The 18379-nt window shown below is 64.2% G+C and carries 21 protein-coding genes; 7 read left to right on the forward strand and 14 right to left on the reverse strand.

Going from position 1 to position 18379, the window contains the following annotated elements:
- The first annotated feature begins 37 nt into the window (after positions 1-37).
- Genes gntA through IEX64_RS02245 form a run of 3 tightly spaced genes read left to right on the forward strand, consistent with a single transcriptional unit; the run spans position 38 to position 1912 of the window.
- Entirely contained in the window at positions 38-733 is a 696-nt protein-coding gene (gntA, locus tag IEX64_RS02235; RefSeq protein ID WP_188817844.1) for a guanitoxin biosynthesis heme-dependent pre-guanitoxin N-hydroxylase GntA, read from the forward strand.
- Entirely contained in the window at positions 720-1352 is a 633-nt protein-coding gene (locus IEX64_RS02240; protein ID WP_229710021.1) for a DUF1989 domain-containing protein, read from the forward strand. Before gntA ends, IEX64_RS02240 begins: the two co-directional genes overlap by 14 nt.
- A complete protein-coding gene (locus IEX64_RS02245) occupies positions 1349-1912 on the forward strand; it encodes a DUF421 domain-containing protein (protein ID WP_188817846.1) in 564 nt (187 codons plus the stop codon). Before IEX64_RS02240 ends, IEX64_RS02245 begins: the two co-directional genes overlap by 4 nt.
- Positions 1913-2206: 294 nt before the next feature.
- On the opposite strand, the gene IEX64_RS02250 is transcribed toward IEX64_RS02245, so the two are convergent.
- From IEX64_RS02250 to IEX64_RS02280, 7 genes are all read right to left on the reverse strand, one after another.
- On the reverse strand, positions 2207-3226 hold the full coding sequence (locus IEX64_RS02250; protein WP_188817848.1) for a type II secretion system F family protein: 1020 nt from the start codon (positions 3224-3226) through the stop codon (positions 2207-2209).
- Positions 3227-3245: 19 nt separating this feature from the next.
- Positions 3246-4217, reverse strand: a complete 972-nt coding sequence (locus IEX64_RS02255; RefSeq protein ID WP_188817850.1) for a type II secretion system F family protein — start codon at positions 4215-4217, stop codon at positions 3246-3248.
- Positions 4218-4287: 70 nt separating this feature from the next.
- The gene (locus IEX64_RS02260; RefSeq protein ID WP_188817852.1) at positions 4288-5553 is read right to left on the reverse strand and encodes a P-loop NTPase family protein; all 1266 of its coding nucleotides are present in this window, start codon (positions 5551-5553) and stop codon (positions 4288-4290) included.
- A gap of 3 nt (positions 5554-5556) precedes the next feature.
- Positions 5557-6216 (reverse strand): CpaD family pilus assembly protein, encoded by a 660-nt coding sequence (locus IEX64_RS02265; RefSeq protein WP_188817854.1) that lies wholly within the window; start codon positions 6214-6216, stop codon positions 5557-5559.
- Between the two features lie 14 nt (positions 6217-6230).
- Positions 6231-7844: a type II and III secretion system protein family protein gene (locus IEX64_RS02270; protein WP_229710022.1), complete on the reverse strand. Its 1614-nt coding sequence runs from the start codon at positions 7842-7844 to the stop codon at positions 6231-6233.
- Positions 7844-8860, reverse strand: a complete 1017-nt coding sequence (cpaB, locus tag IEX64_RS02275; protein WP_188817856.1) for a Flp pilus assembly protein CpaB — start codon at positions 8858-8860, stop codon at positions 7844-7846. Before cpaB ends, IEX64_RS02270 begins: the two co-directional genes overlap by 1 nt.
- 69 nt (positions 8861-8929) lie before the next feature.
- A complete protein-coding gene (locus IEX64_RS02280; protein ID WP_188817858.1) occupies positions 8930-9640 on the reverse strand; it encodes an A24 family peptidase in 711 nt (236 codons plus the stop codon).
- An 86-nt stretch (positions 9641-9726) separates the two neighbouring features.
- Between IEX64_RS02280 and IEX64_RS02285 the strand changes: the two genes are divergently transcribed.
- The 3 genes from IEX64_RS02285 (at position 9727) to IEX64_RS02295 (ending at position 12060) form a co-directional block, all read left to right on the forward strand.
- Positions 9727-10701 carry an alpha/beta fold hydrolase gene (locus tag IEX64_RS02285; protein ID WP_229710023.1) on the forward strand — a complete coding sequence of 325 codons (975 nt, stop codon included), beginning with the start codon at positions 9727-9729 and terminating at the stop codon, positions 10699-10701.
- Positions 10702-10706: 5 nt separating this feature from the next.
- The gene (locus IEX64_RS02290; RefSeq protein ID WP_188817860.1) at positions 10707-11792 is read left to right on the forward strand and encodes an NAD(P)/FAD-dependent oxidoreductase; all 1086 of its coding nucleotides are present in this window, start codon (positions 10707-10709) and stop codon (positions 11790-11792) included.
- Between the two features lie 85 nt (positions 11793-11877).
- Positions 11878-12060 carry a YegP family protein gene (locus IEX64_RS02295; RefSeq protein ID WP_188817862.1) on the forward strand — a complete coding sequence of 61 codons (183 nt, stop codon included), beginning with the start codon at positions 11878-11880 and terminating at the stop codon, positions 12058-12060.
- Between the two features lie 3 nt (positions 12061-12063).
- Here the strand turns inward: IEX64_RS02295 and IEX64_RS02300 are convergent, their stop codons facing one another.
- The 4 genes from IEX64_RS02300 to ispH form a co-directional block, all read right to left on the reverse strand.
- Positions 12064-13170, reverse strand: coding sequence for an FUSC family protein (locus IEX64_RS02300; protein ID WP_229710024.1), 1107 nt, complete (start codon positions 13168-13170; stop codon positions 12064-12066).
- A gap of 103 nt (positions 13171-13273) precedes the next feature.
- A complete protein-coding gene (rnhA, locus tag IEX64_RS02305; protein ID WP_188817864.1) occupies positions 13274-13708 on the reverse strand; it encodes a ribonuclease HI in 435 nt (144 codons plus the stop codon).
- A complete protein-coding gene (thrB, locus tag IEX64_RS02310) occupies positions 13705-14685 on the reverse strand; it encodes a homoserine kinase (RefSeq protein ID WP_188817866.1) in 981 nt (326 codons plus the stop codon). The genes rnhA and thrB overlap by 4 nt, the downstream gene beginning before the upstream one ends.
- Positions 14686-14698: 13 nt before the next feature.
- Positions 14699-15661: a 4-hydroxy-3-methylbut-2-enyl diphosphate reductase gene (ispH, locus tag IEX64_RS02315; protein WP_188817868.1), complete on the reverse strand. Its 963-nt coding sequence runs from the start codon at positions 15659-15661 to the stop codon at positions 14699-14701.
- A 67-nt stretch (positions 15662-15728) separates the two neighbouring features.
- Between ispH and IEX64_RS02320 the strand changes: the two genes are divergently transcribed.
- Positions 15729-16391 (forward strand): hypothetical protein, encoded by a 663-nt coding sequence (locus IEX64_RS02320; protein WP_188817870.1) that lies wholly within the window; start codon positions 15729-15731, stop codon positions 16389-16391.
- A 3-nt stretch (positions 16392-16394) separates the two neighbouring features.
- Here IEX64_RS02320 and IEX64_RS02325 read toward each other — a convergent pair whose 3' ends face one another.
- The 3 genes from IEX64_RS02325 to IEX64_RS02335 all read right to left on the reverse strand — a co-directional run bounded on the left by IEX64_RS02325 (position 16395) and on the right by IEX64_RS02335 (position 18236).
- A complete protein-coding gene (locus tag IEX64_RS02325) occupies positions 16395-17138 on the reverse strand; it encodes a lysophospholipid acyltransferase family protein (protein ID WP_229710025.1) in 744 nt (247 codons plus the stop codon).
- 41 nt (positions 17139-17179) lie between these two features.
- On the reverse strand, positions 17180-17626 hold the full coding sequence (locus IEX64_RS02330; protein WP_188817872.1) for a Fur family transcriptional regulator: 447 nt from the start codon (positions 17624-17626) through the stop codon (positions 17180-17182).
- Between the two features lie 157 nt (positions 17627-17783).
- Complete coding sequence (locus IEX64_RS02335; protein ID WP_188817874.1) at positions 17784-18236, reverse strand: Ros/MucR family transcriptional regulator; 453 nt, start codon at positions 18234-18236, stop codon at positions 17784-17786.
- Between the last annotated feature and the right edge of the window lie 143 nt (positions 18237-18379).

Below are 18379 nucleotides of genomic sequence, written 5' to 3' on the forward strand. Positions count from 1 at the left end.
CCAGCAGATCACAAGCGCTGAACAGCAAGGATGGGGCGTGAGCGAACAACCCGAGCAGATACCCGAGACTATTCGACAATTCGAAGAGTTCATCCGCAAGGATGACTTTCCCTGTGTCGGGGCTAAGAGCGCGCTGGGCCGCGGAACGCTGCAAGTGCACGCATGCCGTTCGATTACCAGCGGCTGGGACGATGTGCGGATCCACCGCCAGTTGCTCGACTGGGCCTTTGCCTACCGCAAGGACCCCGGCCTCTTCCGGTCCATCGCCTTCGTTTTCGACGGGCCCGATGATCTGGATGAAAAGGCCTTCGAGGCGGCGATGTGGGAGCGCATTCAGTCTCTGGCCGACAAGGACGCCTGGCTCGAGCAGAAATACGATCCCGGCGTCAGTTCCGATCCCGAAGATCCACATTTCTCGCTGAGCTTCGGCGGGGAGGCTTTCTTCGTGGTGGGGATGCATCCCCACGCCAGCAGACCCGCGCGGCGGTTTCACAAGCCGGTGCTGGTGTTCAATCTGCACGACCAGTTCGAGCAGCTGCGCGAACAGAAGAAATATGAATCGATCCGTTCCACCATTCTAAAGCGGGACGAGGCGCTGGCGGGATCGATCAATCCCATGCTGGCCCGCCATGGCGAATCCAGCGAGGCGCTGCAGTACTCCGGCCGCATGGTGGAGGAAGACGACTGGCAATGCCCGTTCCGGGACAAGAGGACCGACAATGACAAGGAATGACATGCAGACGTGCGATACGCAGACGACGCGGATCGCGCCGCGAACGGGAGTGGCTTTTACTCTGCCGAAAGGGGCGGCGCTGACCGTCATCGATCCGGAAGGCACGCAGGTTTCCGATCTGCTCGCTTTCGCCGCCGACGATGTGCGCGAGGTCATCTCCAATGGGCGCACGTTCGATTACGAGGAGACGATCGCGCTGACCACCGGCAACCGTCTGTGGTCGAACCGTTCGCGGGTCCTGCTGACCATTGAGGAGGACACGGTGGGGCGGCACGATTTTCTGCTGACACCGTGCAGCAAGGACACCTTTCGCCATTTCTATCCCGACAAGCCGGTTCACCGCGGCTGCTTCGGCAATCTCGCCGAGGCGCTGGCGTCCTGGGGGATCACCGAGGATCAGATCCCTGTCGCCTTCAATTGCTTCATGAATGTGCCCGTCCATGGCGACGGCTCGATCGAGGTGTTGCCGCCGCCTAGCCGGCCCGGGGACCGCATCGTGCTGCGCGCGCAAGAGGATCTGGTGATCGGCCTGACCGCGTGCTCGGCCTATGCCAGCAACGGAGGTGCCTTCAAGCCGATTGACTACCGCATCGATCAGGGCGGCGAGGTGCCGTCATGACGCTTCAGGATCTGCTTTCCTACATCGTCCCGCAGAATATCGGTCCGCTGGTCAAGGTAGTGGTCGCTGCACCGCTCGTCTATCTGCTCGTCATCCTGTTCGTCCGCATTGCCGGCAAGCGCTCGACATCGCAGATGAACAATTTCGACTGGATCGTGACGGTCGCGCTCGGCTCGATGACCGGGTCGACCATCATTCTCGAAGACGTCTCGGTAGCGCGCGGTGTGCTGGCGATCGGCATGCTGCTGGGGCTGCAGATGATTCTCACCATCTGGGTCAGGCGCTCGCGGCTGGTGGCCGACGCGGTCGAGGCGAGCCCGACCATCCTTTACAGCAGCGCCGGTTATCACGACGACCAGATGCGCAAAGAACGCGTGTCCCGTAGCGAAGTGCTGGCCGCGGTGCGTGACCAAGGCCTCTCCGAAATGTCGCAGGTCGCCTACGTCATCCTCGAAAACGACGCATCCTTCAGCGTGCTCGAAAAGCCTGTGTCGACCGATGGCGATGCCCTGGCCTCGCTGGAAAGCCGCAAGGGCCCCGCTGCTGTGTCGACACGCTAAACGAACAGAAGGCAGCGCGTGACGCATGCAACGCCGCGCTTGAAATTCCTGATTTTCCTACTCGCCGGGTTGTCGCCACACTGCGAGCGGCATCTGTCTGGCCGGGCTCTTTGAAACGGTGAAAGCGGGACGTTCGCGGCGATTGCGGGTGTGAAGTTACGCGGCCTGCAAGCGGCTGCGATTGCATGGGTTTTTGAAAAGTTGCCAGTGTTGGAGTGGGCGAAGTTAGAAATTTGCTCGGCCGGGCCTCTCTCGCTGGGAGAGGTGGCCCGGCCGGGGATTCAGGAACCGGTCTCAGTTCGCCTTCGGCGGGTGCGGGTCGCCGCCGGAGAAGGCATCCGAGATCGAGCAGGCTGCCGGACCGAGAATGACGATGAACAGCGTCGGCAGGATGAACAGGATCAGCGGCACTGTCATGATCGCAGGCAGGCGAGCCGCCTTTTCCTCGGCGCGCATCATGCGCTCGTTGCGGAATTCGGCCGAGAGCACGCGCAGCGCGGAGGCAAGCGGGGTGCCGTAGCGTTCGGTCTGGATCATGGTCGTGACCACGCCCTTGACCGCGTCGAGATTGACGCGCCAGGCGAGGTTCTCGAAGGCTTTCCGGCGCTCGGTGAGGAACGACAGTTCGATCGAGGTCAGCGAGAATTCGTCGCCCAGTTCCGGATAGGCGCGGCCCAGTTCGCGGGCGACGCGCTCGAAGGCGGCGTCGACGGTCAGGCCCGCCTCGGCGCAGATCACCAACAGGTCGAGCGCGTCGGGCAGACCCTTGCGGATCGCGTCGGTGCGCTTGTTGACCATGTTCTGGATGAAAATATCCGGGCCCTTGTAGCCGGCGCCCACCGTTGCGGCGAAGGCCATGAACTTCTTCAGGGTGCTCCATTCCGGAAAATAGTCGATCCAGTAGATCACGAGCGCGCCCAGGCCGCCCAGCAGGATCGGCGCGACGAGGCGCGCGAAAACGACAGCGACGGCCCATTCCTTGTTGCGGATGCCGGCCTGCGCCAGCTTCTGCTGGATCGTATGGATCTGGCTGTCCTGCAGCATCTTGAAAGCGCCGAGGAAGCTGCCGATGCGGTCAGTCGTATCGTTGCGGCGAACCACGCTCTGGCGCTTGCGCGCGGTGGTGGTGATGCCGGCCTTGAGCGCTTCGCGGCGCTGGTTGAGCGCCTTGACGCGCTTGGCCATCGGGTCGGTGACCGTAACCGCGGCATAGATCGCCAGAACCATCGCGCCGGCCGCGACGAGCGCGAGCACAGTTGCGACGAGAACGACGTCGAAGCCGAGAAGAGTGGGGCCTGCCTGCTGTTCGAACATGTTGCTTGCCTTCCCCCGGTCAGATCTCGAAGCTGACCATCTTGGCCATGATGAACACGCCGATGCCCATCCACACCATGCCGCCCAGACCGGCCACGATCAGGCGCTCGTCCACGAAGAAATCGCCGATGTAGCCGGGGTTGATCCACCAGATCATGCCGAACACGATGAAGGGCAGGGAGCCCACGATGTAGGCCGAGGCCTTCGATTCCGAGCTCATTGCCCGGATCTTTAGCTTCATCTGCGCCCGCTTGCGCAGCACGTCGCCCAAGTTGGCAAGCGTCTCGGCAAGGTTGCCGCCGGTCTCGCGCTGGATGGCCAGAGTGATGCAGAAGAAGTTGAATTCGGGCATCGCGAGGCGGTCAGCGGTTTCCTGAAGGGCATCCTCCATGGTCTTGCCGATCTTGATGCGTTCGGTAACCAGCTTGAATTCCTCGCCGACCGGTCCCGGCACTTCCTGGGCGACAACGCCCAGCGTCTCCGTGACCGGAAGACCTGAGCGCAGGCCGCGCACGAGAAGATCGATGGCATCCGCGAACTTCACGGTGAACTGGTTGTTGCGCCGCTTGATGAAATGATTGACCACCATGTGCGGCAACCCAACACCGACAGCGAGGCCGACAGCCAGCGACAGGAATGGCGCGCCGGACTTCAGGTAGAAAATGATGGTGATGAACGCGGCCAGACCCAGCGAGGCGTAGAAGTACTGGGTGATGGACCAGGACATGCCCGTGCGGTGCAGGCGCAGGGCGAGGGCTTCCATGCGCGAGCTGGAGCCGGCAATGGTCTTGAGCCGGGGTTTGCGCGCGGCAATCGCCTTGCGCATCTGCGCCTCGACGCGGTCCTTGGTGCTTTCCGAGTGACGAAAGCGCACGGCCCGCAGACGACGTGACGATTCCTTCGCTGCGGATGGACCGGAGAACGCCGTCCAGACGAGCACCATGACGCTCATCAGGCCCGCCGCCACCAGAATCAACTGAAGAATGTTCATCTGCTTCCTGTGCCTTTACGTCCGCGGCGCCGGTGGCGTCCGGAGAGGACGAACCTCTCCGAAACGTCCCTTATTCCGCCGGTTCCGCCTTCTTCGCCTTGGACATCATCGACTTGAAGTCGAGCTTGCCGAGCAGCGATTTCTTGCCGGATGCGCTGGCGTCGGCCTCGCGCTCGGATACCTTGCGTGCCAGGTCGCGCATCGCGCCGGCGGCCTTGCTCGAACGGTTGGCGTCGACGAACGTCTGGCCCAGCTTGGCGGCCATCGACGCGGCCTTGATGTCGTAGGGGATCAGCACGTCGATGTCGGTCTCGATCGAGGCCTCGAAATCGGAGCGGCTGATCTCGGCAAGGTTCGCCTGCACCTTGTTGGCGACCACGATCACGCGGGCCTGCGGTGCATTGGCCTTGAGCCAGGAAAGCATGCGGATGGTGTCTCGCGCAGAGGCGAGAGTCAGTTCCGCTGCCAGAACCACGACGTTCACGTCGCCCATCAGCTGCGGGAAGTTGATCAGCATGTTGCGCGGCATGTCGATGACCGTCATGTCGAACGCCTGACGGAACTCTTCTTCCAGCTGGATGAAGGCGGTGCCGTCGGTCATCAGCGGCGAATTGATCGGCGCTTCTGCAGACAGGATCGACAGATTGTCGTTCGCGCGGATCATGGCGCGCTCGATGAACAGACCGTCGATGCGGCTCGGGTTCTCGATGGCGTCGGTAAGACCGCGGCCCGGTTCGAGATCGAGGCACAGGGCTCCGGTCCCGAAGTGGATGTCGAGGTCGAGCAGCGCGGTCGACAGCTTGTCATCGGCGCTGAACAGCCATGCCAGCGAGGTCGCCAGCGTGGAAGCACCCGTGCCGCCGCGCGTCCCGATCACGGCCGTGGAGATGTGCTCCTTGGCTGCGCTCGCATCGTGGTTCTTGGGCGAGGCGAAGACGGCCTGCGCCTGCGAGAGCGAGTCCCGCAGCTGACCGGGCGAAAGCGGCTTCAGCAGGTAGTCGTGGATGCCGCTGGCGAGCAAGTCGCGGTAGAGGCGCACGTCGTTGACCTGCCCTACGGCGACCACGATCGTGCCGGGTTCGCAGACTTCCGCCAGCGCGTTGATGTCGTTGAGCGGATCGCCGCTTTCGGACAGGTCGACGAGCAGGATGTTGGGGCTCGCCGTGATCGATAGCGACTGGACGGCGTTGCGCAGGCCGCCCTTGTTGCACTTCTCGGGCTGCCAGCCCATTTCCATCGCCACGGGGCGCAGGACGTCGAGCGAGGCCTCGTCGCAGATATAGGCGGCGAACTGATCGCGGCCGTTTCCGCCGCCGGATTTCCAGGGTGCGTTCATGGCTTAGTTGCTCTTGCTGCCGGTTTGAGAAACGGTGTTGCCGTTGCCGGTCGGCTCGGCCTTGCGGTAGGCGCTGATCGCCTTGTTCGAGCTCATCGACACCGTCGAGCCGGTGGTGTCCTCGCCGTTCAGCAGGTCTTCCGGATCGGCGACCATTGCAGCGAGGTTGGTGTTGGTGGCGCAGCCGTAGTTGCTGGTGAGCCCGTTGTTGGGATTGAAGTCGCTCTTGGCCGACCAGTCCGGGCAGCTCGGCACCGAAGCCTTGCTGCGCACGAGCACGATGCGGGCGGTGCCCGGCGAAAGGTATCCGCCAGTGCGCGGCGGTTCGCCGCCCAGCAGGATGCCATAGCGCGAGGCAACGGCTTCGACCGCGTTGTGCGTGGCCGCGTTCGCGTTGGGATCGTCGACGTAGACCTTGTCGCCGTACTTCAGGCCCATGGCGTCGAACCAGCCTGCGAGACGGCCCTGTTCGCCGTAGGCGAGACCGCTGCCGCTGGTGGTGACGTCGAGCGTGTAGCTGACCTTTTCGACCACCGGCTGATGCACCGAGTACATCGACCGGTTGGTGGGAATGCCGCCGCAGCCGGAGAGGGCAAGGCCCAGCGAGATAGCGAGCGCGGCGCCGCCGAAGCGGAAAGCGTGTGCCGGTTTGGAGGAACGCATGGTTTTCACCTTTCTCACTTCAGGCTGAAGCCGGGCTTGGCGCTGTCGTCGGCAGCAGCGCGGCGCGACGATCTGGACTTGGAGGGAATGTCAGCCTTGCCGACGCTCGGGCCATCCACCGGCGAGGGTGCCTGGGTCGGCCCGGGACGCTTGCCGCCGCTGACGCCGTCATTTTCCATATTGCCCAGCAGACGCTGAAGCTCGTTGGGCGAGTTGAAGCCATCGGTGGGCAGCGCGATCTGCGAGCCGTTGACCGGATTGACGAGATAGGGCGTCACCACGATCACCAGCTCGGTCTCGCCGCGGCGGTAGCCGGTTGAGCGGAACAGCGATCCCAGGATCGGCAGGTCGCCGGCGCCGGGCATCTTCTGGATGGTGTTCGAGGTGTTGTTGCTCAGCAGGCCCGCGATCATGAAGCTCTGGCCGGAGCCGAGCTCGATCGTGGTTTCGGTGCGGCGCACGGTAAGCGCGGGCACTTCATAGCCGTTGAGGTTGACCGAGCCCTGGCTCGAAAGCTCCGAGACCTCGGGGCGGACGCGCATCGAGATGCGGCCGTTGGCGAGAACCGTCGGCGTATAGGAGAGGCTGACACCGTACTTCTTGTACTCGACCGAGGTTGCACCGAGGCCCTGGCTGATCGGGATCGGATATTCGCCGCCCGCGAGGAATTCCGCGGTTTCCCCCGAGAGCGCGGTGAGGTTCGGCTGGGCGAGGGTGGAAACGAGGCCCACCGTCTCGCCCGCATCGAGAGCGCCGAGGATGTTGAGGCCGAACAGCTTGCCGGCCCCGGCCAGTGTGCTGCCGGTAGTGATCGGGGCAACGCTGGTACCCGGGGCGGTCGTGCCGTCGGGATAGGTCACCGTGACGCCGTTGGACTGCGTGCCGAGCGGCATTCCGGGCGCGAAATAGGGCGAGAAGCCCGCACGGCCCTGACCGATGCCGAACTTGAAGCCGCCGGTGCCGTCGATGGTCGTCAGGTTGGTGCTCAGGTTCTTCATCATCGAGCGGCTGACTTCGGCGATGCGCACCTGCAGGTTGACCTGCAGCGGCGTCGCCATGCGCAGACGGCTGATGACGTTGGCCTGTTCACCGACGTAGGCCTGAACCAGCCGTTCGGCTTCGGAGGCGTCTTCAGGCGTCTTGACCGTGCCCGTGAGCAGGAAGGTGTTCGAGCCCATCGTCGATACGCCGATCTTGGCCTCGGGCATTGCCAGGTTCAGCATCGAGTCGACGCTGTCGAGGTTGGACCCGACGCGGATCGTGCCGGACCAGATCACCCTGCCGCCGGAGTCGCTGGCGTAGACGGTGGTGGTGCCGCCCGCCTTGCCGAAGACGTAGAACTGGCTGCGGGACTTGACCTGGACATCGGCGACCTGGTCGTTGGCCACGAAGACATCGGTCATCGAACCGGGCACGTTGACCAGCTGGCCGTTGCCGATCGAGAGATCGATGTTCTGCGTGGGACGAACCACGGACTGCGCGGTGACCGGGGCCGAGACCGAGACTGCCAGCGGCGAGAGCGCGCAGGCGGCGGTCATCATGGTCTTGATAAGGCGCGGTTTCATAGACTTGCCCTCAAAGGCGTTGAAACAGGCGGCGGAGAGACGTTTGGCGTTGCCGGTTGCCATCATTTGCTCCCCACGACTTCTTCGGTGGTTTCCTTGCCGCGGGTGACACGGACGACGGGGCCGCTACGGACGGGCTGGCTCGGGCCGGAGGCGCGCTGCGTGAAGGCGGCGGTCATGGCCGGGCGGGGGCCGATTTCATTCGGCATCGCCGGGCGGCTGGAGCGCTGGAACCGGGAGACGTCGCCGCCGGTCACATACGTGGTCTTGCCCTCGATCGGCTTGTTCATGGCCTGGCGCATGAGCTGCTCTTCCTGCTCCTTGGTGGCGCCTTCGGGAACCTTGACGTCGCCGTCCGCCAGAGCGCGTTCGAACTCGGCCTGGTTGTCGGCGATGGAACGCAGCGACAGGCTGATCTCACCGATCTCCTGGGCAACCGCGACCTTCTCGGCGATGCGCGGGGTTACCTCGAGCGTGACGGTGCGGAACGCGCGGACAACGGTCTTGCCGTCCACCACGTCGTTGTCGGTAGCCTGGTCGGTGGCGAGAACGCGCATGTTGCGCAGGATCGTCTCAGCGGTGCGCAGAGGCTCGCCTTCGCCCTTGACCTGCTGGGTCAGGACGAGGTCGACATGGTCGCCAGGGAAGACGAAGCCGCCGACGCCGGTCTTGGCCGAAACGGGAATGGTAACGGCGCGCATGCCCGGGCCGAGCGCGGCGGCGAGGAACCCGCGGTCACCCGGCGCGACGAGCGCGCCCTGGGTCAGGGGCTGGCCGGCGGTGACCTGATAGCGCACCACGGTGCCGAGCAGTTTCGTCATGTCGGCTTCGCCATCGATGAAGTAGGCGTCCTTGACGAGTTCTTCCGGCCAGTCCTGGAACGAGACGGAATCGGCAGTGATGATCGTACCGACCGGCAACGCGCGCTGGGCAACGAGGACCTTGGGCCCCTTGGGTTGGACGGGCACTGCTTCCGCCTGAGGTGCCGAGGCACCGGTGAACAGCGATCGGGCAGCAAACGCCGTACCTGCTGCAACGAGCAGAGCGACGACCAGCAGCACCAGCTTCTTCTTATCCATGGCTTGATAAGCCCCCTGAGAATCCCCGAGTGGAGTGGCCACAATCGGGCAAATTGGTTAAAATCGGGTTCATCCCGAATGCGCCGCCAGCCTGGCCGCGCTAAGTGTCTGTTCCCCAAGCACCCACAGGCCTGCCGCGGAGATCGCGATGCCGTAGGGGATGGGAAGTCTCGATTTCTGCCGTCGGACGATATGGAAGAATCCGAGGGTGAAAATTACGATCAGTCCAAGGGCCGCGAGTGCCAGCGTCCAGAGCTGCGGCACGACGCTGGTAACCGCAGCCATCGTCTCGCCGTCGATCAGCGGCTTGCGCATCGCGAGCGAGAAGACGACCGCGCAGGCGCCCCAGACCCAGACCAGCGCGACCACCAGCGACAGGGCGTCGCGTACCGTCTCGCCGGGGACGCGCTTCATGTTGAAGGCGGCCATGGCGACCGACGCGCCGCCGCCGATCACGGCCATGAGCACGATGACCTGCAGGAAGCTGAGCGGCGAGAACCACAGCGCCAGCGCCGTCAGCAGTTTGACGTCGCCGCCGCCCATCTGGCGCATGACGAAAAGCACACAGGCGAAAACGAAGGTTATGGCGGCAAGCCCGAGCTGGAAGGCGACGTCCATCCACGTGAAGCCCATCGAGAGCCACCACAGCGGAGCCGCCAGGGCAATCGCACCGTTGAGCGTGTTGTCGATCTCGCGCCGGCGCAGGTCGGTGAAGGCGGCAACGAGCAGGGCGGTTGCCAATGCAGCCAGCAGTGCGTACGAAAAAATCCCGCCCGACATGTGTTTGTCCCCCTAGGTAGGGGATGTGATCTACCGGGTATCGCTTACTAAAAAGTAACCAGTCGGCTGAGCATGGAATTAGCCAAGTGACCTCTTCCCTGTTCAGCAAGTCGCCATCGTCTGCGCGCCGGGAGATTCCTTCCGATGCGCGCGAGACGATGTGGCGCCTGCCGGACGGATTTGCCATTCGCCGCATGGACTGGCCTGCGCCGGGCGGGGCGCAGCGTGGTTCGCTGCTGTTCATGCCGGGCCGGGCGGATACTTACGAGAAGTGGCTGGAGTCGCTCGACCAGTGGCACCGCGGGGGCTGGCAGGTCTCTTCGGCTGACTGGCGCGGACAGTCCTATAGCGGTCGGCTGGGGCGCGATGCGCTGACCGGGCATATCGACGACTTCTCCACCTGGGTGGACGACTACGCGGCGCTCTGGGCCGACTGGACAGCGCACACGCGCGGGCCGCATGTCGCGGTTGCGCATTCGATGGGCGGGCACATCGCCTTGCGGGCCGTGGCGCAAGGGCGGGTCCGACCCGATGCGCTGGTGCTCTCCGCGCCGATGCTGGGGCTGCACCCGGCCCGGGTGCCAAGCTCGCTTCTGCACCTAGTGGCACGCGCCGTTGCGGCGATCGGCGACCGCCGGCGCCCGGCCTGGAAGAACAGCGAGAAGCCGGAGGTCATCCCTCGTGCGCGTAGTCATCTGCTGACGCACGACAGCAGCCGCTACGAGGACGAAGTCTGGTGGCGCACGAAGCGGCCCGCGATCCTCATGGGCGCGGCGAGCTGGGGCTGGATCGAACGCGCATTGGCCTCGATCGGCGTGCTCGAACAGCGCGGCGTCCTCGAAGGTGTGGGCGTGCCGACGCTCATTCTGGCGACGCGGGCGGACCGGCTGGTGTCATGGCCCGCGATCCGGCGGGCGGCGGCGAGGATACCGAGGGCGGAGCTGGTCGCCTTCGGCAATGAATGTCGTCACGAGATCCTGCGCGAAGTCGATCCGGTACGCGACCGGGCGATGAATGCCATCGGGGAGTTTCTTGATCGCGTCGTTCCCGCTAGGGGCTGAGCGCGATGGATGCCCGGTACGATATCGTCGTTGTCGGCGCCGGCATGGCCGGTGCCTCGATTGCCGCCAGGATCGGCACCAAGGCGCGCGTGCTGATGGTCGAGGCCGAGGAGCACCCCGGCTATCACACCACCGGGCGTTCGGCGGCCTTCTGGTCCGAGAGCTACGGCGGGCCGGGCGTGCAGCCGCTTACCACTGCATCCGGCCCCACCTTGCGCGAACTCGGCCTGCTGACGCCGCGCACGGCGCTCACGCTCGGCCGGGAGGGGCAGCAGGGCGAAGTCGCGGCCTTTGCCGAGACTTACAGCGCGATCGGGCTCGAGGTAGAGCTGCTCGACCGGGCAGGGATCGAGCGCAAGGTGCCCGGCTTGCGCGAAGGCTGGATCTGCGGCGCGTTCGAGCCGAGCTGCTGCGATATCGATGTCGGCGGGCTGCACCAGCACTATCTGGCCGAAGGCCGCGCGGCGGGTGTCGACCTGTGGTGCCGGGCCGGGCTGCGGGAGATGGAGCGGACGGACAAGGGCTGGACGCTCACGCTCTCCGACGGGCGGCAAATCGAGGCTGGGGTTCTCGTCAACGCGGCCGGGGCCTGGGCCGATCCGGTGGCGAGCATGGCCGGTCTCGCGCCGCTGGGGATCACGCCCTACCGGCGCACCGTGGTGCAACTGGCGGTTTCCCCCGCGGCGCCTGATACCCTCCCGCTGGTTCTGGATGTGTCCGGCAGTTTCTACTTCAAGCCCGAAAGCGGGCGGCTCTGGCTGAGCCCGCACGACGAGACGCCGAGCCCGCCCTGCGATGCCGCGCCCGAGGAAATCGACGTCGCCCTTGCCATTGACCGGTTCGAGCATGTGGCGGACTGGCAGATCGACCGTCTCGAACACCGCTGGGCAGGGCTTCGTTCGTTCGCGCCGGATCGGCTGCCGGTCTACGGCTTCGCACCGCAGGACCCGGCCTTCTTCTGGTTCGCGGGGCAGGGCGGGTTCGGCATCCAGACGGCGCCCGCCGCTGCTGACCTGGGGGCACGGCTCCTGCTGGGCGAGCCGGCCGGTACGGTCGATCCCAACCCCTATTCGCCGAGCCGCTTCGCCTGACCGGTGCGAAAGTCGCTGACTGTACTTGCATCTGTCATTTCGAACTGGTCAGTACTGCACAGACTAACCCGAAAGGAGATCATCGATGGCGCACCGTTTTGAAATCCGGAAGAACAAGGCGGGCGAGTTCGTAGCCTACTTCTGCTACAACTCGGAAACGATGTTCTGGACCGAAGGCTACACCTCGAAGGCTTCGGCCAAGAACGCCATCGAATCGATCCAGAAGAACGGCCCCGAGGCCGAAGTGGTGGATACCACCGTCGAGTAAGGCCTATGCCGACGCGGCGGGCTTCTCCTGTCCGCCGCGGTGCGGCAGGCGCGCGGCAATGAAGTGCCACGCGAGGAGCACCGGCTCCAGCAGGGCCATGCCAACGAGAATGCCGATCAGACGATCCACGGCAAGGCCGGGATCCAGCTGGCGATAGCTGTCGGGCACCAGCGCCATCAGCAAGGCAATCGAGAATTGCAGGCCGACATAGTTCGTGGCCGCACTGCTCGTTTCCAGATGACGGCCGATGATGAGGCCAAGGCAAGTGCCCGCGACGATAACGGCCGGATTGCCATCGGCGATCAGCAGGACGGCAATGGCGAGCGCACCGCCGGCGATGCAGCCGATAGCGCGGTGCAGCAGCCGGCGGCTGACCGGAACCAGCCCGCTCTGGCCGAGCCCGGCCACCGGTACGATCATCACCGCCAGGATCGTGATGGCGGCGCCCGACAGTTCGGGCAGCTTGCTCATCGAATAGATCGGCGGCAGCAAGGCGAGGGCCAGTCCGGTTTGCGCGGCGTGGCGGGCCGCCCGCGGGTTCCAGCGCATGCGGTCCGGGCGCGGCTTGCTGTTTTTCAGCCAGTCGCTGCCCGACAGTAGCGCGGCGCCAAGGCTGACGATGACGCAGGCAATCGTGCCCGCACCGACTTCGATCAGCCGTGTCCAGGCCAGTTCAGCGGTTTCGAGATGCGGGAAGGCCAGCTTGTCGAACAGTACGATCTCGTAGGTCAGGCCGAACAGCAGCCAGGCGTAGGCCCGGCGGCCCGTCAGCATGCCATAGAGGCCGACAGCGCCCATCACGGCGGCGCTCAGGCTCGCCAGAGCCATCGATTCGGCCGCGTAAGGCACGATCAGCAGCGCGAGCCCGGCGCCCGCACTCGTGCCGATCAGGCGCATCACGCCGCGTGCAAGCGTTTCGCGGGCATCGCTCTTGAGCAGAACCAGCGCCGAAACTGCTGCCCAGGAGACCATGCGCGCACCGGCATATTGGGCAAGGGCAATGGCCAGCAGCACTGAAATGACGCAGGCGACTTCGTCGGCCATGCGGGGGCCGGGCGTCGCAAGCGCGCGCAACTCATGCCCCAACCGGTTTTTCATAGCCTCGACCATGAATGTGCCTATGGCGAGCGTTTGCGGTTGTTTGAAGCTCTAGTCAGCTTGCAAAGAACGCAACGATGTGCGTCCATTTCGCAAATGCAGCATGAACGGGACGTCAGCCAATCGCCTGCGCAGCATCGCTGGCCAGCTTGTCGGCCCGTTCGTTTTCCACGTGGCCCGAGTGCCCGCGAACCCATTCCCACTGCACCTGATGCCGCGCGACGGCTTCGATCAGGTCATGCCACAGGTCGGCATTGCGTACCGGCTGCTTGCTGGCGTTGATCCAGCCCTTCTTCTTCCAGCCGTGGACCCACTTGGTGATCCCGTCGATCACGTAGCGGCTGTCGGTATGGAGCGTGACGTCGCACGGTTCGGTGAGGGCGTTGAGCGCCTTGATCACCGCGGTCATTTCCATGCGGTTGTTGGTCGTCTCGGGATCGCCGCCCGACATTTCCTTTTCGTGCTGCCCCATGCGTAGCAGCACGCCCCAGCCTCCGGGGCCTGGATTGCCCTTGCAGGCGCCATCGGTGAAGATGTCGATCTTCTTCATGCGGAGAATACCTCCGCATTGGCCGGATCGGCATAGAACTCCAACCGCCGCACGAAGGCCATCGGGTCCTTGAGCGTCACCAGCGCATCTTCGACGGTGTAGAGCCAGTCGTAGGCTCGGGTGGCGAGGAAACGCATGGCGGCACCTTGTGCGAGCAGCGGCATCGCGGCTCGTTCGACAGCAGAAAGCGGGCGTACGCTCTCATAACCTTCCATCAGAGCAGCGGAGAGATCCGGCAGGAACTCGGCGCCGTCCGCGCTGAAGCACCAGGCGGCATGGGTAACGGCAAGGTCGTAGGCGACGATGTCGGTGCAGGCGAAGTAGAAGTCTATCAGCCCCGTGACTTTATCGCCCAGCATCAGCACGTTGTCGGGGAACAGATCTGCGTGGATCACGCCGCGCGGCAGGTCGGTAGGCCAGCCGGCAGCGAGAACGGACAATTCGCGTTCGACCAGTCTGGACAGGCCGGGGGCGATGGATTCGAGGCCGTCGCTCCTGCAGTCCGAGAGCAACTGGCGCCAGGCATCCGGGCCCATGGAATTGGTGCGCTCGCACCCGAAATCCGCCGCGGCAAGGTGAACCTGGGCCAGTGCTTGCCCGACGGCGCGGGCCTGCACCGGCGTCGGATCTGAGACGGAGATGCCGGGCAGGAACTCGATCAGCGCCAGCGCCTTGCCCTTGTAAAACCGGTGGCTGGCGCCTTCGACGTCGTGAATCGTGCGCGGCACCGGGCAGTTGCGGGCGGCGAGATGATCGAGCAGGTTCAGGAAGAACGGCAGGTCGGCCGTATCGGTACGCGTCTCGTAAACGGTGAGAATGAAGCGGTGGGTCGCGTCCTGCGAATCCTGCGTTTCGATCAGCCAGTTGCTGTTGGAAACACCTTCGGCGATCCCCTTCGCCGAGATCAGCGTACCGACATCGAAAGCCGCAATGATTGCGGCCATTTCTTCCGCACCGAGCCGGGTATAGACCGCCATCTCTTTCCGGCCCTCAGCGAACGAGCTGACGCGGGAGCTTGAAAGTGATGTGCTCCTTGGCGGTCACCACTTCCTCGGCTTCGACGTCGCAGATTTCCTTGAGCCTTGCCACCACTTCGTTGACCAGCGCTTCGGGGGCGGAGGCACCGGCGGTTATGCCGACGGTCTCGACGCCGGTCAGCCAGACCGGGTCGATGTCGGACGCGCGCTGGATCAGCTGTGCGCAGGCTCCGGCACGATGCGCGACTTCGACGAGGCGCAGCGAATTGGAGCTGTTGGGCGCGCCGATCACGAAAACGAGCTGGCAAAGTGGGCTGATCTGCTTGACCGCGGCCTGCCGGTTGGAGGTCGCGTAGCAAATGTCTTCCGCCTTCGGGGCCACGACCTGCGGATAGCGCGCTTCGATAGCCCGGATGATCGCACCGGTGTCGTCGACCGATAAAGTCGTCTGCGAGAGGTAGGCCAGTTCGTCATCGGGGCCGAAATCGAGCTTCGCCACGTCCTCGAGCGTTTCGACCAGTGTCATCGTGCCTTCGGGAACCTGCCCGAACGTGCCGATCACTTCGGGATGGCCAGCATGGCCGATAAACAGGATGTGCCTCCCGGCCTCGATCTGGCGTTCCGCCTGGCGATGGACCTTGCTGACCAGCGGGCAGGTCGCATCCAGCCATTCCAGCCCGCGTTCGGTTGCTTCCCGGGGTACCGATTTCGGTACGCCGTGGGCGCTGAAGATCACCGGTACGCCATCGGGCACGGCGTCGAGTTCCTCGACGAAAACGGCGCCCTTGGCCTTGAGAGAATCGACCACGAACTTGTTGTGAACGATTTCGTGCCGCACGTAGACTGGCGAACCGTAGATATCGAGCGCGCGCTCGACGATCTCGATGGCGCGGTCGACACCGGCGCAGAATCCGCGTGGTGCCGCAATCAGGAGGCGCAGGGGCTGTTTGGTCGGGGACGGAAAGGGCGCGTTCATGCACGGCCCTCTAGCGCTTTGCTGCTTGCATCGCTAGGGCAAGCGCACGCCATTCGAGGATTTGACGATGAATGCACGCCGCCTGACTGCCATTGTTCTCTGCTCTGCCGCTACGCTGACCATGCTCAGCGGGTGCAAGACCAAGGGTGAGATCGTGGTTGACGAAGGCGTCGGTATCACGGCGGTCCGCAGCAAGTGCCCCGCGGTCGGTATTCCCAACTACACTGGCGACATGACCCTGTTCCGCGCGCCCGGCAGCAAGACTGCGGCGAACATCGACGTTGTCGCGATGATGACCGACGTGCGCATGCAGTGCAATCAGGACGCGGGCGACAAGGTCTACGCTCAGGTCTCGTTCAAGGTGCTGGGCCGCCGCAACGATACCAGCGGTGCCCGTCAGGTGACAGTGCCCTATTTCGTGTCCGTTCTGCAGGGTGGCAGCGCCGTTATCAGCAAGCGTGTCGGCAACGTGACCCTGAACTTCGCCAACGGTCAGGACCGGGCTCAGGCAACGGGAACGGTCGAGGCCTATATCGACCGGGCGGCTGCCACCCTGCCGGAAGACATCCGCGATCGCATCACTCGCAAGCGCCGGGCTGGCGATCAGGATGCCGCGCTCGACCCGCTGGCCGATCCGCAGGTGAAGGCCGCCGTTGCGCGTGCCTCGTTCGAAGTGCTGGTCGGTTTCCAGCTTACTGAAGAGCAACTCGCCTACAACGCTACGCGCTGAGGCCTATTGCTTTCGCGCTGACGTCATGGCGGTCGCGATCGCCTGACGGGCTGCGTTCGCACTCGTCTTGCGGTTGGTGCGCTCACGGCCGGTCAGCGGCGGCAGAAACGTGACCGTCAGTGTGATCGGACGAACGCGCGCGAAAATACGCAGCGCGTTGGCGAGCCCCGGTTCGGCGCCTACCCACGCAATGTTCCCGGTTTCCTTGCCGTAGTCGAGCAGAACCGGCTGGATCGGGATATGTTCGGCATCCGCGTCCAGAGCGGAAAGCAGCGCCGACTTGAAGGGTAGCAGTTCCAGCCCGTCGGACGTGGTGCCCTCGGGGAAGATCGTCAGTGCGCCGATTTCGTTCAGGGCGGTACGGACTTGCTCGATCTGAAACGCTATCGAGCGCCGGTCATGGCGGGCGATAAAGACGGTATCGTTGAGATCGCATAGCCAGCGCAGCGGTCCGATGGCGGCCAGCCCGTCATGGGCGACGAATGCCGTCCCCGTGGCGCTGGCGAGGGCGGGAATATCCAGCCAGCTTACGTGATTGGCCAGAAAGAACGCCCGTCCGCGCGATCGTTGTCCGCGCCTGCGTATCCTGACACCGGAAATGGTCGCCAGTGCATACAGGAAGGCGCGGGGGATCGGGTTTTGGGCCGTGAAAGGGGCGGCCAGATAGTAGAGCGGAAGGCTGACCGCGAGGGCGACCAGCATGGCCAGAAGGCGAAGGCCGATGATCGGCCAGCGCCAGAAAGCCACCTTTCGCTCGCGTGAGGAGGCCGGCGGTGACGCCGTGCCGGTCACTTGCGCGTGCTTGTGCTCTCGTCGTCCTGGCGTTCGAGCTTGACGCCGAAGAGTTCCATGCGGTGGTCGACGAGCCGGAAGCCGAGGCGTTCGGCGATCTGGCGTTGCAGGGCTTCCAGTTCAGGATCGACGAATTCGATGACGGAGCCCGTCTCGACATCGATCATGTGGTCGTGGTGCGCTTCGGGCGCCGCTTCGTAGCGGGCGCGGCCATCGCCGAAATCGTGCCGGTCGAGAATGCCGGCTTCCTCGAACAGGCGAACGGTGCGGTATACCGTGGCAATCGAGATGCCGGGATCGATGGCGGTGGCGCGTTCATGCAGCTTTTCGACATCGGGATGGTCGGTGCTGTCCGACAGGACTTTTGCAATGACGCGACGCTGTTCGGTGATCCGAAGGCCGCGTTCTGCGCAAAGAGCTTCGATGTCGATGGGTTGATGCACGAGCTGACCTACTAAACGAATTGGGGTGCACCGGACACATTAGGCCGGTGCACCCGCAATCTCAACCATGATGGCGCGGCACAAACAAGGCTGCGCAAAGGTTTGTACGTGGAAATCCGGTCTGTCGGAAAAATCCGCGGGCCGGATAGGTAATCCCTTAGGCTGCGGCTGCAGCGGCCTTGGGCTTGCGGCCGCGGCGTGCGTTGGGCTTGCGGCCGAGGCCGATCTTCTTGGCCAGTTCGCGACGCTTCTCGGCGTAGTTGGGGGCAACCATCGGATAGTCGGCAGGCAGGTTCCAGCGCGCGCGATACTCTTCCGGGGTCATGTTGTAGTGAGTCATGAGGTGACGCTTGAGCATTTTCAGCTTCTTGCCGTCTTCAAGACACACGATGTAATCGGGCTTTACCGAAGCGCGGACCGAAACGGCCGGTTCCGGCTTTTCTTCTTCCACGACAGCCGGACCACCAAGACCAGCGAGTGCGCCGTAAACGTTGGTGATCAGCGAGGGAAGGTCCTCCACCGAAACGCTGTTGTTGCTGACATGCGCGGCGACGATGTCCGAGGTCAGCGTGATGAGCGTCTCATTGGCGTCGGTTTGAATCTCTTCCATTTTATTTACCTCTTGTGCGACCATTATATGGGGGAGAAGGCTTGTTAGGGCTCTTCATGGCGGGCATTGGACCATTTTGTTCGGGAGCGCAAGTTCAATTGGGCCATTTTCTACAAACGGTCGAATTGATTGACGAAAATCGA

Origin of the sequence: Novosphingobium indicum, from assembly GCF_014645195.1 — a bacterium.
Taxonomy (GTDB): Bacteria; Pseudomonadota; Alphaproteobacteria; order Sphingomonadales; family Sphingomonadaceae; genus Novosphingobium; species Novosphingobium indicum.